Raw genomic sequence first — 23,038 nt, 5'->3', positions numbered from 1 at the left:
AATTACGAAAAACGTCACAGAATTTTAAATATTAGTACTATTATTAAATGATATACTTAGATTGATGTATTAGTGGTTTTTGCATAGGAGGTTACTATGGCCAGTTCAGAACAAATTGCAAAAGAGTATTATGACAAAGGAATTTATTTGGTTCATTCCAACAACTTGGAGCCCGGCATCGACAATCTAAATATGGCTTCAAGCATCTATGAAGAATTACAAGATTATAAGCAATACATCCTCACTCTCAGAGGTCTTGCTATAGCTTATGGAATAATGGGCTATGATAGTAAGATGCTTCATAAGTGTCTAAACGCTCTTGATATTATTGATAAGCATCATATACTTGGTGCGAAGCATTTCTTCTATACCACTATTTGTAATCGTTATATGATACTAGGCGATTACGATAGTGCTGCTAACTACGGAAAGATGGCTCTTCAGGATTTGGAAGACCACGGAGATAAATTTCCAAACGAACCTCATTCTTATTTAGTAGCCTGCCTTAACCTTGCTTATTGCTACTTACATATGCACAGATATGCAGAAGCTGAAAGCTATTTAAAACGAGGTTCTGAAATAGCCACCAAAAACGACATGCACCATCACGACCTTAGTCTTTCTGTCTTGGAAGCAAACTTACATCATCGCATGGGCGATAATCAATATGTATATGACCATATAGACGAATTGGTAACCTTTATTCAAAACTCAAAAATCACTATTCAGGATTACATCGAGGACTTGAAGCTCCTTATCGAGACCTTCTGTGGAATGAAAGAATATGACCGTGCTGAGGCTGTGGCTCTTAGCTTGGATTCTTCCGCAACAATTGCCAACAACATTCATATGAAGCTAGAAGCTTCGAAGCTTTATATGATGGTATATCGCAACAGTGGTGATACAGAAAAATATCAACAGGCTTGCGTTCGCTTTGCTGAAGGTACAATCGAAGTTGCAGATACAGAAGCCACACAACATCTACTTGAGATGGACACTGCCATCGCTTTGTCTATTGCAGATACTCCAATAGAACTTTTATAATTTCTTATTATGAAGAAGAAAATTGGAATAACATTTATTATCGTATTTACAATAGCTATATTAATTAAGGCAGAATTGGACTTTAATCCTACAGTAAGAGTGTTAGCCTCAGTTATTAATTTTTCAGAATCCACACTGAACAGTCCAGATTACTTGGCCTACAATATCGACCTGAAGGATTTATTTAGAAATTACACTAATTCCGACATTCGCTATTCAGGAAATGCCTACATCAAAAAAGTAAAGGGCTTTCCTTATTCAATTAGCGGTAGCATAAAGGGCGAGCGCTCATATGAGCAAAAGAAATTCTCCTGCAACTCTAATCTTAATGTATTAGTTTTAAATGTAGGTGAATTGGATATCTATGCCCAGGATGATACCGTTTATCTTGTTGCACCTCTTTTAGGAGACATCTCCTACGGATTTGATACCGGAGAAGATTTATTCCTTAAAGCTCCAAATCTAAACAACGATATTTCCCGCGAATGGTTCCACAACAATAAACGAAATATCTGGAACTTTGTTCACAGCATTGAAATAGAAAAAACCGGTGAGGTGTACACTGATGAAGATGGTACAGAAGCCTCTGAGTTCAAAATCACAATTCCTGCCGGTGAGGGTGATTTCATTTGGGATTTGCTTGGAATGAAAACTCCTGACCACGATATAACATGTTCTCTTTATTTAGATAAGTGGAATCACACTAGAAAAATCGTGTTTGATTTATCTTATAAGAACGATGGTGAGTATCTTGCTATCTACGGTAAGAACCTTAGCACTATGGAGTTCTACGCTCCTCTTCCAGATGATGAGCTTGCTGTTGTCACCATCAAACGAGACGGAAGCACTACATACACAAACTCATTTACAGATAATCTTTCCTACTATGCATCCAACGGCGATGTATATACCATTGATTGTGGAGTTTTATTAAACTTTATTGATTCTGGTATGAAAACAGAAGTTACCAATATCGAGGTCGCAAAAAATGAGGAAGTTTTAGGGGAAGGATACATAAAAGGCACTCTCCAGACTGTAGAAAATATGGGAGACGTGTTTGATAATGCTGGTGTAGATTTGTCCAACGTTGAAGTAATCGACTGGGATACAATAAAAAATGACACCGCCTCTTTCGTAGACGATGTCATTTCTAAAGCTCGTGAAAATGTGGATCTGTTTAATCTATTTAATTAGCTTCTTCTGGGAAAGATCCAAGAATCTTGTATAGTAAACTGTAAAGCTGTGAAGATTCCTCTTGTGATAAACTTACACATTTGCCCATCTTAGCAGGTATTTCACATGCCTGCTTTTTTAATTCCAATCCTTCGTCAGTAAGTGTGATGATAAGATTTCTTTCATCATCTTTTGAACGACTTCTCTTAACATAACCCTTCTGCTCAAGCTTCTTGAGAACTGGAGTAAGTGTGCCAGAATCAAGGAATAATCTATCTCCAAGAGCCTTAACTGTAATCTCCTTTTCTTCCCAAACTACCATCATTGTAATGTACTGTGTATATGTAAGATCGATTGGATCAAGATATGGCTTATATCTCTTTACAATCTCCTTTGAACATGCATACAGCGGAAAACAAAGCTGATTTGAAATTTTCAAGCAATCAAATTTATCACTCATTTAATACTCACCTCTTATTAATTATAAGTTCTTAGACACAAAATCAGAAAGTGCTTCCTTTGGAACGAAACCAACATTCATGTCTACCTTTTCGCCATCCTTCAAGACAACGATTGCAGGAATATTCATAATACCATATTCTCTTGCTAAATCTGGATTTTCATCAGTATCGACACTGTAGAAGTTAGCCTTATCAGAAAGCTCTTCAGAAACCTCCTCCAAAACTGGAGCAAGCATCTTACATGGGCCACACCATGTAGCATTGAAGTCCAAAACAGAAACACCTGACTTGTCCATTGACTTAAATTCATCCTGATTAATTTTCTTTACCATAGTATATCTCCTTTCGATCTAAATCAACAACTAATTTTGCGCTTTTTTTAGTTCATTTAAATATGAAACAGCTGAAAGAGCTGCTACATTTCCTTCACCAGCGGCCTTAATGTACTGATATGGTGTACCAGTAATATCGCCACATGCAAATAAACCTTTGATGTTTGTATTCATCTGACGGTCTACTTCAACGTGATTTCCATCCATCTTTAATCCTGGAACAAGCTGTGATGGAGCAATCTGCTGTCTTAAAATAAAGATTCCATCTGCTGAGAATGTATCGCCGTCTGTTGTAAGAACAGCTGCACCATCTTTCATCTCGATTGTGCCTGGCTTTACATCGCAAGTTACTTTAATATTACCACTTAGATTTCCATTATACTCGTATTGTGGCAAATAATAAACTGTGTCAGCTCTTTCTGCTAAGAATTCAGCCTCTGGCTCATCCTCTTCGCTGTAAGCAAGAATGATTGCTGTCTTTCCTTTATATAAAGCTGCATCACATGTTGCACAGTAGCTTACGCCTCTTCCAAGATTTTCCATTTCACCAGGGAATGGCTTCATAGTAGTCATACCAGCTGCAATGATTACTGAGCTTGCCTCGTAATCACCATTGTGGCACTGAATTGCGAAATACTGACCCATTGAATAAACAGCATTTACTTTATCTTCTGTGATTTCAATGCCCATTCCTGTGGCATGATCAAGAAAAGCCTTTGCCATATCTGCACCAGCAACATCAGGTAGACCTAAGTAATTCTGAATAGTGTGTGCCTTTGAAACCTTATCAGAAGAACCTTTACCACCAATAAGAAGTACTGATTTATTTCTAACCTTTGCTGTAATAGCAGCCTCTAATCCAGCAGGGCCTGTACCTATAACTGCAATATCATATCTTTCCATGTTTTAAAACCTCCATAGCTCTTTTAAAACTATAATAATTGCGTGCAATCTTTTAAGTCGATTTAATTGTACTCAATTGAATTGCATTTGTCAACTCATTTTTTATAAAATAAAACCCTAGACATTTTATTGTCTAGGGCAATTAAAATACATAGTTTATTGGAACATCTTTGATACAAGATTTTCCTGGCTTTCCATCTGATTCTTCAAAGCCATATTCTGAGCAGCTCCAACCACTCCACTTGACTTCATTTTAGTAACTGACTTGTAAAAATCAGCATCTTCTTTCTGAGCCTGTGCACTTGTAAGGTTCTCAGCTGTATTGTTATTTACATTATATGCAGCTGATAAACCATTAGTCTCGGCACCTATTTGGCTACGCATATCACTAATTGACGAATATGCTTTATCCAAAGCATCAGTGCTGATATTATTTCCATTTCCAGAAACATCAAAATTTTCTAAATCAGCAATTGCAGCTTTTGCATCTGCTTCCTGGATTGTAGTGCTTGATGTACCAGTGTAGATATTAATATCTCCTGTTGAACCATCAAGTAGATTCTTTTCATTGTACTGTACCTGATTAATAGTCTGATTGATTGTAGCTACAGACTGTTCATTTGCCTCCTGAAGAATAGCTCTATCGCTTTCTGAATAAAGACCATTCATTGCACGAACAGTGTTTTGCTCAATATCTCCAAGAGAATCAGTAATATTAGAAAGAGCTCCATCTGCAATATTTGCAGCATCTATTCCATAAGAAATGTTGCTGCTGCCTGTTGTAAGAGACTTAGCCTCCTTCATAATCTGCTGTGAAATGGATAATGCAACCGCATCATCTGCCGCTGTATTTACTTTTTTGCCTGTAGAAAGTTCCTTCGAAGCCTTCTTCTGCTGCTCCTCAGTTTCCTTTCTTTTATTAATTGTGTTCTGATACTGTGCTGTGTTTACATTAGATTGAATCTTCATAATAACTCACCTCAATCTTAAAACGTTACATAATTACATGAATTTCCAATTTGTAACCGTATTATAACACTGCACTTTCATAAAGTCATGTGAATTTTATGTGATTATTCTATACTACTGTTCCTCTGGGCCGTGGACAGTGCCATAGAGCTTTAGGTTGGTAGTTTGTCTATCTATCTCAGCATTGTATCTTTCTATTACCTTATCCCAGTATTCGTTGAGAGCACTCTCGTCTCTTCTATCTGGAATGCCGTACTCAGTAGTAAGCATATTTCCCACATAATCAGAAAGCTTCTCTGCTCCTGCTAAGTTAAGATGAAGGCCACCATCATATGTATCCTGGCTCCAATCAAGACCAAGCTCATCCTGAAGCTCAAGGAAGTTGATGTAATCTAAGTCATTAGCCGAAGCATAATCTTTAATCTGCTGATCCCACTCGTCATACCAATAAGGATAAAGAGTAGGTGCCTTTACAAGTACAAGCTTAACATCATTATCCTTGCAAAGCTTTGTAAGCTTATCAAGATAATAGTAGGAATTATCGCCAAACTGATAGTCAGCAAGAGGTCTTCCCTCTGGCACATCCTCTGCAGCCTTTACATCTACTCGCATATAGTATCCGTTGAAGGAAACCTTATCTCTATGGAACATGTATTTAAAATCTTCTGCAGATAAATCACTCCATCTAGAGTGATATCTTAGAATAGGGAAAACATATTCAAGAAAGTTTTCCTCATCTGTCATTGAGGCATTTATGGAATTTACTTTACTTGATGACCATTTCATGCCATCCAAAGTCATTCTGTTGTAGGCCTCGTTCTGTGGCTCGTTATATTTCATAGAAAGCACGTTGAAAACAATCACATCAGGATGCTCCATTTTGACTGTCTCCTCAGCAAGATAATATGACTGCCAAATCAACTGCTGGGCACTTCCTCTTATATATGAATTGATACCATAATTCTCCCAAAGATAAACAGGAGAAATGTTTTCGTATAATTCACAATCGCCAATGAATACCACATTGTGATCTGTAGGATCATCGTAGTATTCCTGAATCATTGCTCCTTCCAAAATGCCTGACATGTATTTTGGCTCAAGCAGCTTAGAAGCAAGAAAAATGCCGGTGAGAGCAATGACTAAAGATAATATAATCGCTATAAACTTTTTCATCATACCCTCCGACTAAAACTGATTGTAAATAAACTGGCTAGCTGAATAACCGATGCCATATGCACCGAAGACTAATGTAGCCATAAATAGTCCATACCAAATAATGAAACGAACTGGTGCAGCAAGTCCATAAATCTTTTCACGTACGCAGCCACTTCTTTGAATAAGGCTGACTGTCACAAGAATAAGCATGCCTATAAACACCACAAGATAATCAAATCCTGTAAGTCCCATACCAATGAAAGCCTCAGCATTTAGCTGACTAAGGCTTGACTGGCTGAAAATGCTTCCAAACATTTTAAATGTAAGTGGCACATCTCTGTAGCAATCAAACATACGAAGGCTGGACATAATAAGAACGGTTCTTACCACCTGGAATAATCTCCAACCGAAAGTTCCCTGCACATGTACCTTTGAATGGAACCAGCGATAAAATGGCTCAAGCTCCTGGGAAATCATGATAACTACAAAGTTGCCAAGTCCCCATACGATAAAGTTCCAGCTTGCACCATGCCAAATACCTGTTGTAAACCACACAATAAAGCTTGAAAGATAAACAGGCACTCTCTTACCAAGGTTGTTTCCAAGGCGTGCTCTTGATTTCTTTGAAAGCTTCATCATAAACTGGCTGGCACTGATTGGATAGAAAATGTAATCAGTGAACCATGTACCCATGGTGATATGCCATCTGTTCCAGTATTCCTTGATATTCTTTGAGAAGTATGGGCGAATAAAGTTTTCTGTAACCTTGATTCCCATTGTCTCTGCCACACCAATGGTAATATCGATTCCACCAGTGAAATCTGCATAAAGCTCAAGTGCATAAAACATCGCGCCAGCAAATGCGTAGAAACCGTTGTAGGTATCTGTGTCTGCAATCATTGCTTGAACAGCCACAAGGATTCTATCTGCGATAACAAGCTTTTTGAAAAAGCCCCATAGAATACGCTCTAATCCAAAGCTTACTGTCTTCCAATTAAAGCTGTGCTCCTCATAAAGTGTCTGGCTCAAATCATGGTATCTGCTAATAGGTCCCTGAACTAACTGTGGGAAAAATGATACGAAAAGAGCAAACTTGAAAAGGTTATCCTGTGCTTCATGCTTACCATTGTAAACATCAATGAGATAGCCCATAGACTGGAATGTGTAGAAAGAAATTCCCATTGGAATGATTAAATCTACAAAAGAAATCCCGTCTGCTCTACCAAATGCTGCCAACAATGAATTGATATTGGCGATGGTAAAGTTGGTATATTTTGTAACCGCAAGAATACCTAAATTGAATAGAAGGCATGCCAAAAAGATTTTCTTTTCAGCACTATGCTCCTTTGCTTTTAAGGCCTTGCGTTCTTCCTTTTCATATTCCTTTTTATGCTCCTTAAACCATCCATCAAAGGCCACCTTCTTATCTGAAATAACCTTTGCACCATAAAAGGTAGAAACAGTTGTGATAGCAATAAAAATCAAATATCTAGGATCTGCTATGAAATAAAAAATGTAGCTGGCAATAAGTAAAAATGGCCACTGCATCTTTTTAGGAATCAGATAATACAGCACAAATACTGCCAGCAAAAATCCTATAAATCCATATGAAGTAAAAAGCATTCTTTAGTCCTCGTCGTCTAGCTTTTCCTTAATCAAAGCATAGATTGATTCTGCTGAATTGAAGTTTTCTGGTGTAAGCTCTGCAGCTCCGATAGTTACATCAAATGTCTCGTTAATCTCTGAAATAAGCGAAACAATATCAAATGAATCCAAAATTCCTCCGTCAACTAAATCTTTAGCTGTCTCAAAATCAACCTCAGGATGTAAATCCTCCAAAATATTTAATAACTCGTCCATCTTTCTAATCCTCCTAGTCCGCTTAGTTACTACTAAGCTCATTTAATTATTATACATTTGTGTTAGCTTTACACGGTCTATTTTACCGTTTGCTGTAAACGGCATGTTCTCCAGGCGATTCACCTTGTTTGGTAGCATGTAGCGTGGAAGCTTGGTCTTCAGGGCTTTGATAAGGTCACCTTCTGTGATGTCACCTACATAGTAAAGCACTATTTTTCCTTGTTCCTTTGCGTAGATGCAGCCCGAAAGCTTTATCTCTGGCACAAGATTTACATTTGCTTCGATTTCCCCAAGCTCGATACGATGTCCCATGTGCTTGATTTGGAAATCTTTTCTGGAATGGAACACAAGCTCACCGTATTCGTTGATGTGGCCAATGTCTCCAGTTCTGTAAATGATTTCTGGGTAGGCTGTATTCAAAGGATTTTGTACATAGGCCTCAGAAGTCTTTTCTGGATTGTTGTAGTATCCAAGTGTTACTGATGTACCTCTGATGCAGATTTCCCCTTGCTCTCCATCTGCTGCAAGTGTATTGTCTTCCTTCAAAAGCATGATTTCTGTGTTTTTAAATGGGAAGCCTACAGGAATAACCTCATCGTCAGCAAACTCTCTTTCCACTGGATAGTAGCAGCACATTCCTGTGCCCTCTGTTGGTCCGTAGAGATTGAAGAACTTTGCTTCTGGCACTGCTGCTCTCCACAATCTAAACTGCTTGATTGGGAAGACTTCGCTGCCGAAAGCGATTGTTTTCAATGTGTGTGGTACGACAGTATCAAATGTCTTGAAAGCACTAATCATGGTAAGGGCTGATACAACCCAGCAAACTGTATTGATGTTATGCTCATTAATGTATTCCACAAGCTTAATAGGAAACATAAAGTATGAATGTGGAATCAGATAAGTGGTTGCCCCAAACTTCAGTGTTGGATAAAGCTCCTTGAGACAGGCATCAAAATAAAGTGGTGTCTGGTTTCCAAAAACTGTATTCTCATTAAATCCAAGGGTCTCAGAAAGCTGCTCGATATAATCGATTACTGAACGGTGGCAAGCACATACGCCCTTTGGCACTCCTGTGGAGCCTGATGTAAATACGATATAGATTGGATCTGTATCAATGGCCTTCTTTCTAACTAAAGCAAGCTTATCAACATCTGGCTTGGTATTTACCATATCTTTGAACAATAAAACCTTAGCTTTATACTCAAAACCTTCTGCAATATCCACTGTGGAATCATCGCAGATGATAACCTTTGGCTTGCAGTTTTCAAGAATAAGCTGAATACGTGTAGCAGGCATTTCGCTATCGATTGGTACGTAGTAGCATCCTGCATTGATTACTCCAAAGAAAGTAGCAATTGTATTTGGGCTCTTCTTCATAAATACAATTACTGGCTCTCTGCTGCATCCCATCTCAAGGAGGTTTGTTCCTACAGAATCCATGATGTTTTTAACATCGGAAAATGTAAGCTGAACCTCATCATCGGCATAAGCCACCTTTTCTGGGACTCTCACTAGACTCTCGTCTATGTAGTCTAAAACATTGTTTTGCATCTTACTTTCCTTCTTTTATTAGTTCTTTGTATTCTGGTCTAAGCTTTGCGCACTTCATTACGCAATCCCTTGCCAAAACATCTATTATGTCAAGAACACCTTCTATATGATTATCTCTTTTTGCTATAGAAAGCTCTGTACATCCTAAAATAACTACTTCTGCTCCGGAAGCTAAAAGCTGATTTTTAACCAGCTCAAACTCCTTCATGGAAACAGGCTTGCCTGCCTTTACCTCATCATAAATGATGCTCATTACAAGCTTTTGATATTCCCCATCCGGGTAAACACACTGAATGCCATAATCCATAAACACGGAGTCAAAAAGCCTGGTGGAAACTGTTCCATCGGTGGCCATAATGCCAACCTTTTTTATACCATGCTCTGATAAATAATCTGCTGCTTCTCTAATTCCATTGGAAACTGGCACATCCACACTCTTTGCTATCTGCTGATGGAAATAATGTGCAGTGATACATGGAATTGCTATGTAATCAACGTCCTGCAACTCCAGGCGATTTGCCAAGTCTATAATCTTTGGCAGTGGACTATCCTTTGTATTGTCCAAAATGTAGCCTGTGCGGTCTGGAATAGATGGCGAATTATAAATCACCATTTCAATATTATCCTGGTCGGTGGCTGCATCTGTCATCTCTATAATGCGGCGCATAAAATATGCTGTAGCCATAGGTCCTAGGCCACCTATTATACCTAACTTTTTCATTCTCCCTTATTGCTCCTGATTGTCGTTAAAATATGTGTAAATTTCTCTATCGTAGTTGTGAGAATGATAATGAGCATCTGAGTATGTCATTAATTCCTCGTCTGTCAGATAGAAGCCTTTGAAGCTTTTGTCCAATCGTGGTGTAGTGTCAAAATGGCGCCAGCCTTCACCACAATCAATTACATTCCAATAATGATGTCTTGTGGCGGTTGGAATGATTTCGATATCCTCATTTGGAATGCCTGCCCTTGTAAGCAAGGCCTTGCTAACGGCAAAATAATTGTAGCAGTCGCCATGCCTGTTTTTAAGGCCATCGTAGGCCCCCTTTAGCCAATCTCCGCTATCATCACTTTCACTGTAACCGATATTCCCCTGCACCCACACATAAATGGCATGAGCCTTGTCATAAGCAGACATATCATCAGTGATTATCTCTGCAAGGACCTCATCTGCTAAAGCAAATACTTCTTCCTCTGTGTATTCCTGCTGAATAACGGTGATTGTGCCTTCCTTTAAATCCATGTTGCCCATGGAATCTGTGGCGGTATAAACTACGGTGTACTCACCAGGGGTATCCAAATCAACCTTGCTGCTGTCCACCTGAACCTCAATATCGGTGTCCACATTGTCAGTGACAACCACGTCCGTTTTGAAGCTTACAGATGTACCTGCATAGACGATTTTATCAAGCTGGCCCTCAATGACTGGAGGCTCGATATCGTATTCCTGAACGAGATTTAGAACTGTATCTGCTTCTGTCTTGTTGCCTGAGCCATCCTCAGCAACAATAGTGATAGGAATCTGACCATAATTATCAAAGCTTATGGCCTCACCAAAATATACTGAAACATCTCCAGATAAATCACTTACAGATTCAACAAAATCCTGGGCTGCTGGAATTTCTTCCTTTGTGCGAGTCAACTGCTTTACAGTAAGCTCTGGAGCAACAGTATCCTGCACTTCCAAAGTACAATGATAGGTATATTTGCCAGATACTATCCCTACATCATAGGTGCCTGGAAAATCAGTGGTGATAACTGTGTCACTTGTAAACTCCGCAGTCTGATCCGGATTCTTCAGAAAATCTGCTGCAGATACTTCCCCACCAAGCTCTACAACACAGCTGGAATATACCCTGCTTGAGTAGTCATAATAAAAATAGGCTCCCACACCTAAGCAGACTGCAATAACAGCTGCTAATGGTATGAAAAGCCTATATATCTTTCTAGTTTTTTTCTTATTATTTTTTGACGATTTTGTCATTCCCATGATACATATTCTCCCGAGCGTTTACACTCAAGGATAATTTTAGCAATCATGGATATTATAGTCAAATTTAGCTAGATTTTTACTTGATTAAGGTATTAAGTATACCTCTAAACAACTGAGCGCCAGTGTTGCCTCCAAGTGTCTGGCCAAACTTACCTCCGATTTGCTTGCCGACCTTTTTGCCAAGCTCACGTCCTACAGTGCCTGCCACAGTTGTGCCTACTGATTTAGCAGCACGCTTCTTGCGATTGGCTTCCTTTTCCTTCTCACGCTCTGCTGCTTTTGCTGCTGCAGCCTCCTCTTTTGCCTTGGCTTTTGCAGCTTCTTCCTCTTCTTTTGCAAGAGCTTCTGCCTGTTCCTTTTCTACACCCATACGAAGGAGTAGTTCGTAGGCTGACTCAGCATCTATCGCATTTGCGTATTTAGAATAAAGCATGCTAGACTTTATAGCCTTATCTCTAGAAGCATCATCAATTCCACCCATCTGGGACTGAGGTGGCAAAATAGCAACCTTTTCTACAATTGATGGAGTGCCGTCCTCCTGTAGGAATGAAACAACTGCCTCTCCTGTTCCAAGTGCTTCGATTACATCTGCTGTCTTGAATGCAGGATTTTCTCTGAAGGAATCTGCCGCTGCCTTTACAGCCTTTTGCTCTGCTGGAGTGTACGCGTGAAGCGCATGCTGCACCTTATTACCCAGCTGTGCCAATACTCCATCTGGAATATCACGTGGATTCTGTGTTACGAAGAATACTCCTACTCCCTTTGAACGAATAAGCTTTACCACCTGCTCAATCTTATCAAGCAGTGGCTTTGGTGTATCGTTAAATAAAAGATGAGCTTCATCAAAGAAGAATACCATCTTTGGCTTGTCCAAATCACCTACCTCTGGCATGGTTTCGAAAAGCTCTGAAAGCAGCCAAAGAAGGAATGTAGAATATAATCTGCCATCGTTTACAAGACTTTGACTATCCAAAATATGTATCATGCCTCTGCCCTGCTCTCCCAGTGTAAGGAAATCTCTGATATCAAGGGCAGGCTCTCCGAAGAACTTGTCTCCTCCGGCCATTTCAAGAGCAACTACAGCTCTCTGAATAACGCCGATGCTTTGCTTGTTAAGATTTCCATAGTCAGCTTCAAATTCCTTGTTATTATCAGCCACATAGTTAAGCATGGACTTTAAATCTTTTGTATCTATTAAGGCAAGATTGCTTTCATCTGCAATTTTAAACACGATGGAAAGTATGCTACTTTGATTATCATTTAAGCCAAGAATTCTAGAAAGTAAAAGTGGGCCCATTTCCGTAATTGTAGTACGTGCCTGAATACCATTTTTGCCGTAGATATCCCAAAGAGTAACAGGATATCCATGGTACTCAAAGCCGGCCTTATCAAGTCCAAACCTTTTAATGCGCTCCTGCATATCTGCACTATCCTGGCCTGGATTAATCATTCCTGCAATGTCCCCTTTTACATCTGCAAGAAAAACAGGCACTCCCATGTCGGAAAATGATTCTGCCAAAACCTTCAGCGTAATGGTCTTTCCTGTACCTGTGGCACCAGCGATAAGCCCATGTCTATTTGACATCTGTGGCAATAAATATACCGGTTCTGACTTTTCCGTATTTGCAACCCAAATCTTACCTTCTCTAATCATAATCGCCCTCCCAATATTTATTTAAACCTCTTCAACATAACTTACAAAATCAAGATTGTTAAGATCATCTATAAGCTTTAAGTGTGAATGCCTCTTCTTGAAGTCCAAATCAATCATAAGTGCTGTATCGGTACCAGATAAGGTCTTATCCTTTGTCTTGTTCATGCTAGTGATTTGATAGCCCATTTCCATGAAGCTTTTACGAAGCTTCTTAATACCGTTTGTCTCTTCTACTTCGATGTACAAGCTTACATAACGGCTATTTTCCTCAACACGTGTGCTAAGGTGCATAAGCAGCAGATTTGCAATAAGCACAAGACCAAAACATACAAACCCCACTGATAAATATCCTGCGCCAAAGGCCATACCCATACATGAAGCAACCCAAAGTGTTGCAGCTGTTGTAAGACCTTTTATTTGATTTCTACCTGTAACAAGAATAGTTCCTGCACCAAGAAAGCCAATACCGCTAACAACGCCAGCTGGAATACGACTTACATCGGCATTAAGCTCTGGAATGAGTGCCAGATAGATATTCAAAACTGTAGCAACTGCTGAACCTAAGCTAACAAGTGCAAAGGTGCGAATACCTGCGCTGTGTCTTCTAACTACACGCTCCCAGCCAATAAGACTGCCACAAGCTGTTGCTATCACCAATCTAATTGCTACTGCCAAATCATCCATGCCCTGCAAGTAATCTATTATCGTATTTACCATATATAACACCTCAATTATTTAGTCTAAAATTATGCCTGTTTCTTTTTGCAGTGAGCCAAATAGCATGGCAAACCAACAAAAATCATTCCGCCTAAGATATTTCCGATTGTAACTGGAATTTGATTTGCAAAAAATCCAGCCACAGAAAGATTAGCAAGCTGATCTGCTGTGATACCGTATGCCTCGGCTGCCTTTGCAACGTATGTATCATTGGTAGCGGCAAGCATGCCCATTGGAATATAAAACATATTTGCCACACAGTGCTCAAATCCACCTACCACAAATGCCATGATAGGAAAGAAAATAGCCCAAACCTTACCAGAAATATCCTTTGATGCTGCTCCCATAAGGATAGCTGCACAAACCAGAATATTACAAAGTATTCCCGATGCAATTCCTTTTATAGGAGTGATTGTAGCTTTACCAAGAGCAACCTTTATTGAGTATGCACCTAGCAAACCTGCTGAATAATCAAGATTTCCTGAGAAATAAGTGAGAGCCACTATGATTAGGGCTCCAACCAGATTAGATAACCAAATGATACAAAGATCTCTGACCACCTTTCCCCATGAAAATCTGTGGTCCATCGCCCCCATTGATGTAAGACAGTTGCCTGTGAAAAGCTCTCCACCAATAAATGTGATAAGCATAAGTCCTACTGGGAAAATAGCTCCCGCCACAAAACGAGAAAGCCCCACATTTGTTACTGCATGAGCAGCGGTTGAACTGGTGGCAGCTCCAAGCGCGATAAATGCCCCTGCCATAATTCCAAGCAATATCATCTTTGGAAGTGGAAGGCTAACCTTCTTCTCCCCTCCACAAATATTTGCCTCAATCACCTCTTCAGGTGAATTAAAAATTTTGTCCATATGACCTCCCCTTCTAAAACTTTACTCTGCCTCGATTCTTTCCACTATAAAATCTGTGCATCGATTAAGTTTTAAATTGTCACTTCCACATTTCAAGCAAACATCCTTGAATTCGTGTCTGGTAAACTCTGCTCCACAGTCCTTGCATACAACTTTCGATTCCTTAACTGTGGCATCCACCTTTACTCCATCAAGAGGTGTTCCCTCGCTCATGACCTGCAGATATTCCTCAATAATCTCAGGTACATAATCGCACTGATCTCCTATCAGCAAATGAATAATATTTACTTTTGAAAGATTGTTTTTTTCGGCCTGTTTATTGACTAATTCAAAAACGTATTGTGTCACTGCTAGTTCGTGCATTTCAACCTCTCATGTAAAAACCTTACTTTTCTTATTATTTTATTTCATATTGATGCTATAAACAAATATTTTTTGACAATAAAAAAGGCAGCAGAAATCTGCTGCCAAAATATTTATTGAAGCTTCATATCCCCTTCTTTTACCCATCCAAGCTTCATTGCAATCTTGTTGAAGATTGGGCAAAGAACTGCTGGAAGGATGAAGCAAATAAGGATTAGGCCAATCCAGTCAAATGCTGTGATTGCCGCTTTTGAGCCAGCTGCCACATCATTTACCCATCCTGTGTACACACCAATCTGACCTACCAAACCGCATGTGCCCATACCTGATGAAACGGCTGGTCCGTTCATCTCGAGCTTGAAAAGGCATGTTGCAAGAGGACCTGTGATGGCTGAACACAAAATAGGTGCAATCCAAATGCGAGGATTCTTGATAATATTTCCCATTTGAAGCATTGATGTACCGATGCCCTGAGAAATAAGACCGCCCCACTTGTTTTCCTTAAAGCTCATGAATGCAAAACCTACCATCTGAGCACAGCATCCTGCTACTGCTGCACCACCTGCAAGTCCTGTAAGTGACAGTGCGGCACAAATAGCTGCAGATGAAATAGGAAGTGTAAGTGCAATACCTACGATTACTGATACAAGGATTCCCATAATAAATGGCTGCTTTGTTGTTGCCCACATAATAAGTGTTCCTACTGAGCTGGCTGCCTTGCCAAGAGCTGGAGCCCACCAAGCTGAAAGGGCAATACCTACACCAATTGTCACAAGAGGTGTAACCAATATGTCGATTTTTGTTTCCTTTGAAACTGCTTTACCAATTTCTGCTGAGATGATTGCTACAAATAAAACTGCAAGTGGACCACCTGCTCCACCAAGAGCATTGGAAGCAAAACCTACAGTGATAAGTGAAAACAGTACAAGCGGAGGTGCCTGGAGAGCATATCCAATTGCAACTGCCATGGCAGGGCCACTCATTGCTGTGGCAAGACCACCAACTGTGTATTCCACACCGGCAACTGTAGCTACCGGCACAGTTAAAAAGCCAATTCCAAACTGAGTTCCAATGGTATTGATGATTGTTCCAATAAGAAGTGAACAGAACAATCCTTGAGCCATTGCCCCAAGAGCATCTACAAGATATCTTTTAACAGAAATCTCGATGTTTTTTCTTTTCAAAAATTCTCTCATTTATCAATTCTCCTTAATTAATCTTCTCCAAGTCTTGCTAACATATCGTGAATTTCCTGCTCCTTTGAGCATACAAATTCTACATTAACATCCTTTATCTCCATACCGTCCTGGGCAAAGTAAAGCTTAATATAGAAGCTTGCAAAGCAGTCTGCGAAATCAACAGAAACTGTCTGCCACTCTCTGTCCTCTCCGGTGAGGGTTATCGTCTTTACGATATCTCTATCTCTGAAAACTGTCAAAGGAATCTGTGCAAGTGCGCTAAGATTTTTTGCACGTACAGTCATTGTAAGTCTGTAGTCGCCGCGTTCTTTGATTGCAACGGAAAGCATATTGGCACTGTCACGACCTGTTCTGATTTCAGCTGGATCAACAGCAAAAACATCACTTTCTTTGAAGTTGCAGTCAATCATATTGTCATATGAAAGCTCTTCCTCATCTGCCTCGTCTAAAAGCTGATTATCTATCTCATTGTTTTCATTTATAAGTCTGAAGAACACTGGCTTTGAAATAATGAATCTGCAAATGTTTGCAGCGCAACGCTGATAGTCAGCTCTAGTTACTGTACCATTTGCAAGGCCCTCCAATGAGTTATCATTGTTTGTGTTGTCAGCAGCACTTGTTGTAACCATGTAAAGGTCGTTTTGAGCTGCTACAATGTCTGCCATATCGGCTCCGTCTCCTGCTCCAGCATTTCCGCCTTTTGCCCACCAGTCCGTCATTACGATACCTTCAAAGCCCCATTCATCCCTAAGGATTTTTGTAACCAAATCGAAGTTTGAAGATGTGTATCTTCCATTTACTGGGCCGTAAGTTGTCATAACAGCATGAGCGCCAGCTTCTTTAACAGCAATCTCATATCCCTTTAAATAGAGCTCTCGGATTGCACGCTCAGATGCAACATGCTCAGCATAGTGACGTGAGGTCTCCTGTGTATTCAATGCAAAATGCTTTATTGTTCCAGTGATATGGTATTTATGCATACCCTTTAGCTGATATGCAGCACACTTACCTGTTAAGAATGGGTCCTCTGAAAAATACTCGAAGTTTCTACCATTTAAAGGATTTCTGTGAAGATTCATACCTGGTCCAAGCAATACATCCACTTTGTTTTTACGAAGCTCCAAACCTTCCCACTGATAAAGCTCTTCCATTAATTCAAGATTCCAAGAGCTTGCTAAAAGTGTTCCATTTGGCATAGCAAATGCTTTCTTGCCAGAATCCATTCTGATTCCAGAAGGGCCATCTGTACAGCAGGCAACAGGAATACCGTAACCTAAAAGTGAATCTGTAACACCACCAAATGCGCCGCCTGTTCCTGGTGTAACTTTTGGTGAGCTCATACCCTCGCCTCTAACGATGGCTACCAAATCATCGTCAGAAAGCTGAGCAATGAAATCATCCATTGATACTCTGCCTTTGGCAACATCCACAAGCTTGTAGCCCTTATCACCTGTCTGGGTGATTTCTGTTGGAAGCTCCTCTTGGCGATGTTCCACTGAACTTTTTGTTGCTGTTGGAACTGGTTCGTAGACAACTGAGAATGTTCCATCTGCATTTATCTCAGGCTTAACCCTTGTAAATTCAATTGGTGGTGCCATCAGCTCTGACTTTTGGTCTACCACAACAGTTTTTGAAATATCTGCTGAAGCCGACTCCTCTGCTCGCACATCACCGCCCACGTAGAATGTATATGTTCCCTGCTCTAGCACATAGGCACTTTTGTGACCTGTAACACCTGAGTCATCGTAGCAAGACATATAGTATGTTGGCACATGAATTTCACATTCCACTGTTTCACCAGGCTCGATTTCCTTAGTCTTATCAAATCCAACCAATACTCTTGATGGATTTCCCAGCTTGCCCTGTGGCTTTTCTAAGTAAAGCTGAACAACCTGCTGTCCTTTGCGTGCACCGGTGTTAGTAACTGTTGCTACAACTATAGCACCATTTGTAATATCAAACTTCAGGCTACTGCATTTAATATCAAAGCTTGTGTAGGATAAACCAAATCCAAATGGATATAAAACTTTGTCTTTAGCAAATGTCTCAAAATATCTGTATCCAACATAGATATCCTCCTGCTGGATATTTCTCTTCTTTTTACCAAAATTAGCTGTAGATGGGTAATCATCAATATCATAGGCAATAGTATCAGAAAGTCGGCCTGCTGGATTTACATCACCTGATAAAACATCAAGGACACCATTTCCACCTTCCTGACCGCCCTGCCAAATGTATGCCACAGCGCTAGGGTTGTACTCTTTAACCCACTTCATATCAATAATGTTTCCCACATTCAAAAGAACGATTGTCTTTTCAAATGCATCAGTAACATTTTTCAGCATTGTATGCTCATCTTCTGTAAGAAGGAAGCTACCTGCTGTTGCACTATTATCCTGGTCCTCACCTGCTGTACGACCAATTAGCACAATTGCAACATCAGACTTTGCTGCTGCCGTCTTTGCTATTTCTGGTGTGATTACCATTTCCTTTTGGAACCATGGTTCACTGGCCCATCCGATTCCGGCATCAAATGGATTTTCCTTTATCCATTCATCATAGATTGCTTTTAAATCCTGGTTCAGATTATATCTATCATCAGCCTCAAGTGCTTCTTTTACTCCAATAACATACTTGGTATTTACCATACCGCCTGAGCCTGTACCGCTTTTATAGTAGTTGTACTGACTACGGCCAAACAATGAAATAGTGGTACCTTTCTGAAGTGGTAAAACATCACCATCATTCTTCAAAAGTACCACACCTTCTGCAACTGCGCGTCTGGCCACAGCTGCAAATTTATTCTCGTCAAATAACTTTCCCGACATTCCTCCAATATCCTTTCTCCAAAACATTCTTTCAAGAGTATACATTACAGATTCATGGCTTGCATCATTTATTTATACAAAATTCATCTTCATTTTTGGGCTTTTTTATCAATAAAACTTGCAATTAATTGTGCACAATGATAAATTTTTATTTATAGAGAATTGAGGGAATTATTATGAAAAAAGGATTAGTAATGGAAGGTGGAGCCATGAGAGGCATGTTTACCTGCGGCGTAATCGATGTTCTCATGGAAAACAATATTGATTTTGACAGTGCTGTTGGTGTTTCAGCTGGTGCCACATTTGGACTTAATATTAAATCAAAACAGATAGGACGAGGTCTTCGCTACAACAAAAAATATTGCAACGACAAGCGCTATGCAAGCTTCAGCTCCTTGATTAAAACAGGGGACATTTATAATGTGCCATTCTGCTATGGCACTCTCCCATACGAGCTTGATAAATGGGATTACGATACCTTTTACAAGAATCCTATGGATTTCTACTGTGTAGCCACAGAATTATCTACCGGAAATGCGGTATATCATAAATGCGATAACTATGACGGCACTCCAGATGGAATAGACATTCGCTGGATACGTGCATCGGCTTCAATGCCTGCAGTGTCAAAGCCTGTTCCAATAGGAGATGATTTGTATTTAGATGGTGGAATGTCAGATTCCATTCCTCTTCGTTTTATGGAAAAGCAAGGCTGCGACAAAATCCTTGTTATCGAAACCCAGCCTGCTGACTATATTAAAAAGCCTCAGAAATACATGAAAATTATTAGATGGATTTTGAGAAAATATCCACGAATGATTGACACAATGAAAAACAGGCACAACATGTATAATGCGCAAAAAGCATACGTTAAAAAGCAGGTTGCCAATGGCAAGGCTTTCGTAATCAGGCCAGATGCCCCTCTCAACATTGGTGCCACAGAAAAAAATCCTGACGAATTACAACGTGTTTACGATATCGGACGACGCATTGCCACAGAAAATCTAGAAAAAATAAGAGCTTATTTGACCGCTTAGTCAAATAAGCTCTTTTATTATTCTTTCGTCTATACGGTAAACTGGTTAATAAGATTTTCAATCTTATCTGATGATTCAGATACTACAGTGGCACTGTTATCCACACCACGAGAGTTTTCTGCAACCTGTTCTGCACCTTCAGCAAGAGTTGTGGCTGTAGCACTAACCTCTTGTGTACTAGCTGACTGCTCCTCTGAAATAGCAGCCATAGAAGTTGCAATCTCATCAACGCTACCGATCTTATCAATCATATCACCAACAGTATCGCTGGCTTCATCTAGGCTCTTGAATATCTTTTCAAATGTCTCTCCAGCCTGGTTTACAGATTCCATACTGGTGTTGATTTCTTCAACATTTGATTCTGCCTTTGTTGAAAGCTCTGCAATCTGAGCTGTAATCTCTTTGATAATAGCTGAAATCTGCTGAGTACTATCTGCAGAGTTCTGAGCCAACGCACCTATCTCATCAGCAACAACTGCGAATCCCTTTCCAGCTTCGCCGGCACGTGCAGCCTCAATAGAAGCATTAAGTGAAAGAAGGTTGGTCTGGCTGGAAATAGAATTAATCATATCAACAATAGAATCAATCTGCTTAGCAGACTCATCTACGTTGTTAACAACATCATTCATTTCACGCATTGACTGTGCAACATTTGTCATACCAGACTGAACTGCCTGCATGTCACGCTGGCCATCTCTTGCTGTGCTAACCAAATCATCCATTGTCTGCTTGGTTGTCTCACTCTGCATAGTCAAATCATTAACCTGCTGAGCCAATGTAGTTGCGTTTTCTGCAAGATCAGCAACTGCAGAAGACATATCGTCCATTGTATGCTGAATCTGTTGCATAGCACTTGCCTGCTCATCAGCACGCTCGTTCAAATCACCAGATACATTCTTACTATTTGTAGCCTCTGAAGCGAGCTGATCAGTCATACTCTTAATCTCAGTGAGCGTACTACGCATCTGTTCAACATAATCATGCATGTTGTTATTCATGGTGCCAATTTCATTTCCACCACCTGCTGGAATATCAACTGTAAAGTCACCATTTGCAATTCTTGTAATATTCTCTGTAAGACTACGTACTGGTTTTGTAATCTTTGAGTTGATTAACTGAAGAAGGATTACTGCCATTGCCAAAACGATAATTGCGGCAATTACAATACTAACGACTATAAACCGTCTAAGTTCTGCTAATACTGCATCCTGTGGTACATATGAAATAAGAGTCCACTCTGTACCATCTACGTTATCAAATGATACGAAATAATTCTTTCCATTATTTCCTTTCATTGTAACAACAGAATCACTTCCGCCTGCAGCAACAACTTCTGACATTCTCTGCAAGAAGCCGTCATCTGTATGTTCAGATACATCTGTACCAACATATTCTGACTCTACTGAACCAATAATCTGAGTACCCTGAACAAGTAAGCTGGCCCCCTTTCCACCTGGAGTATACTGGCTAACCATCTCTGAAATACCAGCAAGGGCAATATCTGTAGACATTACACCCTTACGACCATTCAAAGTGATAGAACGTGAACCGCATACAACCATATTTCCTGTTGTTAAATCCAGAGAAGGTGCACCTATAACAATCTCTGCCTGGCCATCACCATTCTGATACCAACCTCTGGTAGTTGCATCATATTCACTTAAATCTGGGAACCATCCGCTACCATCATAGAACTCAGTTCTACCGATTGCGATATACGCATCTGTTACAACACCTGGGAACTCATTCAAAGATTCAGTCAGCAGATTATTAACCTGAACATCGCTTTCAAAGGTTCCACCCTCAATAGCATCTGCCAAGCCATCATAATACTTGGTCATGCTATCCATTGTTTGTGCAATATCAGCAGCATTTGCTCTAGATTCCTGATGCAATCCCTCAGTAGCCTCTGACACAATTACCTTCTTTGCCTGCAACGCTAAAATAGTAGTTACAATCGCGATTGCCACAATTACAAGAGGTATCAAAACCGCCAATAATTGTGCACTAATACGCTTTTGCTTAGCTTGTCCTTTCGCCATAAGTCCCCTCCTTCTGTATAATATGAAACGTAAACGTAGAATGTACTAATTAAAACACTAGCATATTTGGATGTGCAAATTTGTAAATTTCTATGTCCTATCTGTGAACTCAGCGTGTCTTTTTATAATTGCCAAATATTACAAAATTTATTCACTAGATATCTGACAAAAGTATGTTATGATGTAAATATCAAAGGGGTAATTCGAACTATGAGGTTCATAAAAGAAAGGGGTTTATTATGTTAAAAGACTATACTAAAATTCCTGCTCCACTAAACTCAGATGTTGTTTTGAAAATAATTCCTGGTCACTTCGCAACCAACCACTCCCACATCACAAACTATATGGAAATCGGAACCATAAAGACCAGATGTAATGAGGCTCACGGTGTAGCCCAGCTTCTTGCAATGCACTATTCCGTATCCACACCAGTAGACACAATCGTATGTGCCGATGGCATGGAAGTAGTTGGAACATATCTTGCCGAAGAACTAACAAAAGCCGGCGTAGCAAACTACAATCAGCACAAGACAATCTATGTCACTGCCCCAGAGCTTGCTCCATCCGGCCTGCATATTTTCCGCGATAATCTACAACTGACTATCCGCGACAAACACGTTCTATTATTATTCGGATCACTAACCACCGGCCGAACTCTCGAAAGTCTAGCCGAATGTGTACAATACTACGGGGCAACCATCAGCGGTGCCTGCGCCATCTTCTCAGCCGTTCGAGAAGTGGACAACATCCCAGTAACAGCCGTATTCCACGACGAGGACATCCCTAACTACCAGTCGTACCCACTCCACGAGTGCCCTCTCTGCAAATCCGGCACCCCAATCGACGCCATCGTAAACTCCTTCGGCTACTCAGAGCTTCGCTAATCCC

At 40.1% G+C, this 23,038-nt stretch carries 21 protein-coding genes; 4 read left to right on the top strand and 17 right to left on the bottom strand.

The annotated features are described in order from the left end of the window. Window positions 1-96: 96 nt before the first annotated feature. Together BMY66_RS06185 and BMY66_RS06180 are read left to right on the top strand one after the other, a co-directional pair. The gene (locus BMY66_RS06185) at window positions 97-1,044 is read left to right on the top strand and encodes a tetratricopeptide repeat protein (RefSeq protein ID WP_044933672.1); all 948 of its coding nucleotides are present in this window, start codon (window positions 97-99) and stop codon (window positions 1,042-1,044) included. A 9-nt stretch (window positions 1,045-1,053) separates the two neighbouring features. Beyond that, complete coding sequence (locus BMY66_RS06180; RefSeq protein ID WP_090394540.1) at window positions 1,054-2,238, top strand: hypothetical protein; 1,185 nt, start codon at window positions 1,054-1,056, stop codon at window positions 2,236-2,238. Here the strand turns inward: BMY66_RS06180 and BMY66_RS06175 are convergent. The 16 genes from BMY66_RS06175 to BMY66_RS06100 form a co-directional block, all read right to left on the bottom strand. After that, a complete protein-coding gene (locus tag BMY66_RS06175) occupies window positions 2,231-2,677 on the bottom strand; it encodes a MarR family winged helix-turn-helix transcriptional regulator (RefSeq protein ID WP_090394539.1) in 447 nt (148 codons plus the stop codon). The genes BMY66_RS06180 and BMY66_RS06175 overlap by 8 nt on opposite strands. A gap of 21 nt (window positions 2,678-2,698) precedes the next feature. Then, the gene (gene trxA, locus BMY66_RS06170; RefSeq protein WP_044933669.1) at window positions 2,699-3,010 is read right to left on the bottom strand and encodes a thioredoxin; all 312 of its coding nucleotides are present in this window, start codon (window positions 3,008-3,010) and stop codon (window positions 2,699-2,701) included. Between the two features lie 30 nt (window positions 3,011-3,040). Further along, window positions 3,041-3,913, bottom strand: a complete 873-nt coding sequence (locus BMY66_RS06165) for an NAD(P)/FAD-dependent oxidoreductase (RefSeq protein WP_044933668.1) — start codon at window positions 3,911-3,913, stop codon at window positions 3,041-3,043. Window positions 3,914-4,069: 156 nt separating this feature from the next. Next, window positions 4,070-4,882 carry a flagellin gene (locus BMY66_RS06160; RefSeq protein ID WP_090394538.1) on the bottom strand — a complete coding sequence of 271 codons (813 nt, stop codon included), beginning with the start codon at window positions 4,880-4,882 and terminating at the stop codon, window positions 4,070-4,072. 114 nt (window positions 4,883-4,996) lie between these two features. After that, window positions 4,997-6,055 (bottom strand): SGNH/GDSL hydrolase family protein, encoded by a 1,059-nt coding sequence (locus BMY66_RS06155; protein WP_242942685.1) that lies wholly within the window; start codon window positions 6,053-6,055, stop codon window positions 4,997-4,999. 12 nt (window positions 6,056-6,067) lie between these two features. Then, a complete protein-coding gene (locus BMY66_RS06150; RefSeq protein WP_090394536.1) occupies window positions 6,068-7,660 on the bottom strand; it encodes an MBOAT family O-acyltransferase in 1,593 nt (530 codons plus the stop codon). Between the two features lie 3 nt (window positions 7,661-7,663). Further along, window positions 7,664-7,897 (bottom strand): phosphopantetheine-binding protein, encoded by a 234-nt coding sequence (locus BMY66_RS06145; protein ID WP_090394535.1) that lies wholly within the window; start codon window positions 7,895-7,897, stop codon window positions 7,664-7,666. Between the two features lie 42 nt (window positions 7,898-7,939). Then, entirely contained in the window at window positions 7,940-9,448 is a 1,509-nt protein-coding gene (locus BMY66_RS06140) for an amino acid adenylation domain-containing protein (RefSeq protein WP_090394534.1), read from the bottom strand. Between the two features lies 1 nt (window position 9,449). Next, window positions 9,450-10,169: a cysteate racemase gene (locus BMY66_RS06135; RefSeq protein WP_090394533.1), complete on the bottom strand. Its 720-nt coding sequence runs from the start codon at window positions 10,167-10,169 to the stop codon at window positions 9,450-9,452. Between the two features lie 6 nt (window positions 10,170-10,175). Continuing rightward, a complete protein-coding gene (locus BMY66_RS06130; RefSeq protein ID WP_090394532.1) occupies window positions 10,176-11,438 on the bottom strand; it encodes a transglutaminase domain-containing protein in 1,263 nt (420 codons plus the stop codon). A gap of 79 nt (window positions 11,439-11,517) precedes the next feature. Further along, window positions 11,518-13,095: a helicase HerA-like domain-containing protein gene (locus BMY66_RS06125; protein WP_090394531.1), complete on the bottom strand. Its 1,578-nt coding sequence runs from the start codon at window positions 13,093-13,095 to the stop codon at window positions 11,518-11,520. 21 nt (window positions 13,096-13,116) lie between these two features. Continuing rightward, the gene (locus BMY66_RS06120) at window positions 13,117-13,812 is read right to left on the bottom strand and encodes an MgtC/SapB family protein (protein WP_074788804.1); all 696 of its coding nucleotides are present in this window, start codon (window positions 13,810-13,812) and stop codon (window positions 13,117-13,119) included. 29 nt (window positions 13,813-13,841) lie between these two features. Then, the gene (locus BMY66_RS06115) at window positions 13,842-14,681 is read right to left on the bottom strand and encodes a formate/nitrite transporter family protein (protein ID WP_090394530.1); all 840 of its coding nucleotides are present in this window, start codon (window positions 14,679-14,681) and stop codon (window positions 13,842-13,844) included. Between the two features lie 21 nt (window positions 14,682-14,702). Beyond that, window positions 14,703-15,044: a hydrogenase maturation nickel metallochaperone HypA/HybF gene (locus tag BMY66_RS06110; protein ID WP_044933658.1), complete on the bottom strand. Its 342-nt coding sequence runs from the start codon at window positions 15,042-15,044 to the stop codon at window positions 14,703-14,705. 113 nt (window positions 15,045-15,157) lie between these two features. Further along, entirely contained in the window at window positions 15,158-16,240 is a 1,083-nt protein-coding gene (locus BMY66_RS06105) for a PTS sugar transporter subunit IIC (protein WP_044933657.1), read from the bottom strand. 17 nt (window positions 16,241-16,257) lie between these two features. Further along, window positions 16,258-19,098: a glycoside hydrolase family 3 protein gene (locus tag BMY66_RS06100; protein WP_242942684.1), complete on the bottom strand. Its 2,841-nt coding sequence runs from the start codon at window positions 19,096-19,098 to the stop codon at window positions 16,258-16,260. A 149-nt stretch (window positions 19,099-19,247) separates the two neighbouring features. Between BMY66_RS06100 and BMY66_RS06095 the strand changes: the two genes are divergently transcribed. Then, entirely contained in the window at window positions 19,248-20,108 is an 861-nt protein-coding gene (locus tag BMY66_RS06095) for a patatin-like phospholipase family protein (protein ID WP_090394529.1), read from the top strand. A 29-nt stretch (window positions 20,109-20,137) separates the two neighbouring features. Here the strand turns inward: BMY66_RS06095 and BMY66_RS06090 are convergent, their stop codons facing one another. Then, the gene (locus BMY66_RS06090) at window positions 20,138-22,150 is read right to left on the bottom strand and encodes a methyl-accepting chemotaxis protein (protein ID WP_090394528.1); all 2,013 of its coding nucleotides are present in this window, start codon (window positions 22,148-22,150) and stop codon (window positions 20,138-20,140) included. A gap of 239 nt (window positions 22,151-22,389) precedes the next feature. Between BMY66_RS06090 and BMY66_RS06085 the strand changes: the two genes are divergently transcribed. Further along, complete coding sequence (locus tag BMY66_RS06085; protein ID WP_044933654.1) at window positions 22,390-23,034, top strand: phosphoribosyltransferase; 645 nt, start codon at window positions 22,390-22,392, stop codon at window positions 23,032-23,034. Window positions 23,035-23,038 lie beyond the last annotated feature (4 nt).

The organism is Pseudobutyrivibrio sp. C4 (assembly GCF_900111635.1).
Lineage (GTDB): Bacteria > Bacillota > Clostridia > Lachnospirales > Lachnospiraceae > Pseudobutyrivibrio > Pseudobutyrivibrio ruminis.
The sequence above is the reverse complement of the archived record's forward strand: the minus strand, read 5'-3'. Positions and strand labels throughout refer to the sequence as shown.